The 3,888-nt window shown below is 37.2% G+C and carries 2 protein-coding genes; both read left to right on the top strand.

Annotated features, from left to right (window positions below; translation table 11 throughout):
* Window positions 1-2,359: transglutaminase domain-containing protein (locus K1X82_15060; protein MBX7183429.1), on the top strand; the 2,359-nt coding region annotated here is incomplete at its 5' end.
* A 121-nt stretch (window positions 2,360-2,480) separates the two neighbouring features.
* Window positions 2,481-3,888, top strand: a 1,408-nt coding sequence (locus tag K1X82_15065) for a S8 family peptidase (protein MBX7183430.1), incomplete at its 3' end; no start/stop codon positions are given.

The raw sequence follows: 3,888 nt of genomic DNA on the forward strand, positions 1-3,888 counted from the left end.
TAGTAAAACCGGCAAGCTGGTGGAAAAGGACAGTTTTATTTATCAGAGTATACGAAAATATCCTAAATATAAGGAAGAACTAGAGACCAGCTTAAGCAATTTCAAGGAGAAGGAAGAACGATTTGGTCCGGCTGAAGAATTAAAGGAGCAAAAAAAATCTATTAAGGCTTTAAAAACCGGTTCGAATGAGAATGACATGGACAATGCGATAGAGTATTACAAGGATCGCAAAAAGAAAGACAAGGTAATCGCCATTTATAAAGACAAAATTTATTTCTCGCCCCATATCGTAAGTAATTATTACGATTTGGCGGATTACTATAAGGAAGTGGAGAAGTATAAAGAAGCAAAGGAAATATTGTTTGAATCCCTTACCATAAATCCCTACCAAAGCAGTGTATATGAGTTGCTGGGTGATATTGCTAAACTGGAAGCCAACATGGATGAAGCACTGCAATATTACCGAAAAGGCAAAGCCTTGAATACCAATTCAGGTTATTTTGGATATGGGGGCGGAATTACAGAAAAGATAGAACAAATCGTTGGGAATGAAAATTATAAGAAAATATTCGAGAACAAAACTTTTGAAGAAACGCTCAATAATCCCGATTGGTTGAATCTGGCAGAAAACGAAGATGCCATCGTACTTCACTATACCAAAGATTGTGTCATTGATACCAACCAAATGGTAAATATGTATCAAAGTTTAATGATCAAAATTCTCAAGGAATCCGGTATAGAAAAATACAATGAAATTGACATGAGTTTCATGGGCTACTTAACCAGCGCAAAAATTATTAAGGAAAACGGTACTGAGTCTACTCCCGAAAGATCAGGAAGTTATCTGGTCATTAAGAATTTGGAAGCCGGTGATATAATTCAGGTAGAGGGGGTTGCCGACATGCAGGCCAGAACTATTTTCGGAAATAATTTTAATCACCAACACTTTTTATTGTTCTCCGACCCTGTTTTTTATTCCAAGTTTGATTTTTCAGTTCCTAAAGGTACTTTTTTGGGATATTACGCGCATAAATTGGATAAGGAACCCAAGAAATTTACGGATTCCTATAATTTTGACCATTATGTTTGGCAAAATTATAATTTACCCAAAATCCAGGATGAAACAGCCTTTCCTGATTATTACGACTATTACAGAAGTGTGTCAGTAAGCACCATTAAAGACTGGGAAACGGTAAACGATTGGTACGAACAAACCACTTATCAAAAAACTGATTTAACCTATGAGGTAAAAGAAATTTTGGATACACTGATAAAGCCCGGGATGACGGATGAAATAAAGGTGCAAAAAATTTATAATTACATAACCACCAAAATTAGATACAGTTATGTGGCATTTCTCAATTCCCGATTTGTTCCCAAATGGCCCGGAAATACCATATCGGCAGGAATAGGAGATTGCAAAGATGTGGCCACCTTGATGATTACCATGTTGAGAGCGCAAGGCATTAGCTCCTATTATACCCTGGTAAAAACCAATCAGTACAACCGACTCGAAACTGTTCCATCCCTGTCTTTCGATCATGTGATCGTTTGTTACGAACTCAATGGACAAAAAAACTACTGCGATCTTACTACCAATTTTTATCCTTATTATGTATTGCCCGAGATGGATAATGACGCAGTCGCCCTCCATATTAAACCGGGTGAAAAGTCAATATTCCACCTCCCTAATGATTTGATTAATCAAAACAAAACGAATGCAAAATATACCATAGATGCCCAGTTAACCGAGCGTGACTTGAAATTGGAAGTTAAAGCTGAATATACCGGAACTGCCGGTGGTAATTTGAGGGAACAAATTTTTAGAACTGCTAAAAATAAATATCCCGATTTCGCCTCTGCGTATTTTGGTCAGGATGTATTTGAAAACAGCACCTATGACAAAGTAGAATTTGTGAACCTGAACGATTTTTCAAATCCCTTACAGGTGAATTACTCAATAACTTCCAAAGGTTTCGCCGATAAGGTATCCGGTTTATTTATTATTCGAATGCCCTATTTAGAATCCATCAGAAAAACCCAGGCCGTTATTGAAAATGAAAGAACCAATCGTATGGATCTTGAAAAAATATTAAATATTTACCCTTCAGAACAAATAATTAATTTAAAAATACCGGAAGGATATAAATTGGCAGAAATTCCTGAAAATATTACGCATAATTCAGCCTTTTGCAATTACAGTGTGGTGTTTAAACTCAGCGGAAATACGCTGCAAATTATTAAAAAACAAAGTTTTAATAAAACCCTTATCGAAATCGAAGAATTCCAATCCTTTAAAATAGATTACCAGAAGTTGTTGGATTTGGATAAATTTAAAATAGCCATCATAAAAAAATAGAGAAACACCTAGCCTGCCGCAGACAAAGGGGTATACCTTATATTTGGTAGGTTAATTTGTTTAATTTATCTAAAGGTAATGATGAACAATGCTTGAAATTGAGCATTTTTGAAGTTTTAATATGAGAATTGTCAAGAATACATTGCTTTCGTTTTTTCTAAGTCTTGTTATACTGGCTCAGGGCCAAAACAAAGCACCTGAAAATTGGTTTAATCTGGATCAAAAGGAAAACCGGGTACTGGGTGTAAGTACCGAAAAAGCCTATAAATATTTGAGCAAAAAGAAATCAGTACCGGTAATTGTCGGAATTTTAGATAGTGGGGTGGATGAAGACCACGAGGACTTAAAAAATGTGATGTGGGTGAATCAAGGGGAGATCGCAGGCAATGGTATTGACGATGACAAAAATGGATATATTGATGATATATACGGCTGGAATTTTATTGGTGGTATAGATAGCAATGTTAAGGAGGATTCGTATGAACTGACCAGGGTTTACAAACGCCTGAACGCCAAGTTTGAAAACATGGTGGAGGAGACTATGACGGAGGAAGAAAAGGCAGAGTTTAGGAATTTTTTAATGATTAAAGCTGAGTATCTTCAGAAGAGCACCCAGGCCAAGGCCTTGTTTCTTAATTTATCCAAAGCCAAAAAAAGATATGAGGATATTGAAAATACAATAGGTAAGGGTGAAAATATAACCGTAGAAGATTTAATGAAGTACAAAGCAGGTACTAAAATTGAACAGGATATTATTGCTAAACTCATAGATTATCTTAATAAAGGGGTTACCTATAAAGAACTTAAAGCTGATTTAATGGGTGCCTATAATCATTTTAATAAGGAAGCCAATTACGGATATAATCTTGATTTTGATCCAAGAGCAATTGTAGGCGACAACTATGATAATTGCGCCGATAAAAACTACGGCAACAATGATGTCACCGGAACCGATGCCTCTCATGGAACCCATGTGGCAGGGATAGTAGCTGCACAAAGAAACAACGGAATGGGAATTGATGGAGTGGCGAATAATGTAAAAATAATGGCCGTGAGATGTGTTCCGGATGGTGATGAAAGAGACAAGGATGTGGCAAACGCCATAAGATATGCCGTTGACAATGGGGCTAAGGTAATCAACATGAGTTTTGGGAAAGGATTTTCCTGGGACAAGAATTGTGTGGATGAAGCCATTCGATATGCAGCATCCAAAGATGTTCTTCTGGTTCATGGCGCAGGTAATGATTCCAAAAATGTAGATTCAAGCGCCAATTTCCCAAGTCCTTATAGCGGAGCAAACAATCAAAGAGCTTTGAACTGGATTGAAGTAGGGGCATCTTCTTGGGAAAAGGGAGTAGACGGGCTGGGAAGTTTCTCTAATTACGGAAAATTAAAGGTAGATGTTTTTGCCCCCGGCGTAAGTATTTATTCCACAGTTCCGGGATCAAAATATGAGTCATACGACGGAACCAGTATGGCTTCATCATGTACAGCAGGCGTTGCGGCGCTTATTCGTTCATACTTCCCCG

The sequence above is a fragment of the Bacteroidia bacterium genome (assembly GCA_019695265.1).
Lineage (GTDB): Bacteria > Bacteroidota > Bacteroidia > JAIBAJ01 > JAIBAJ01 > JAIBAJ01.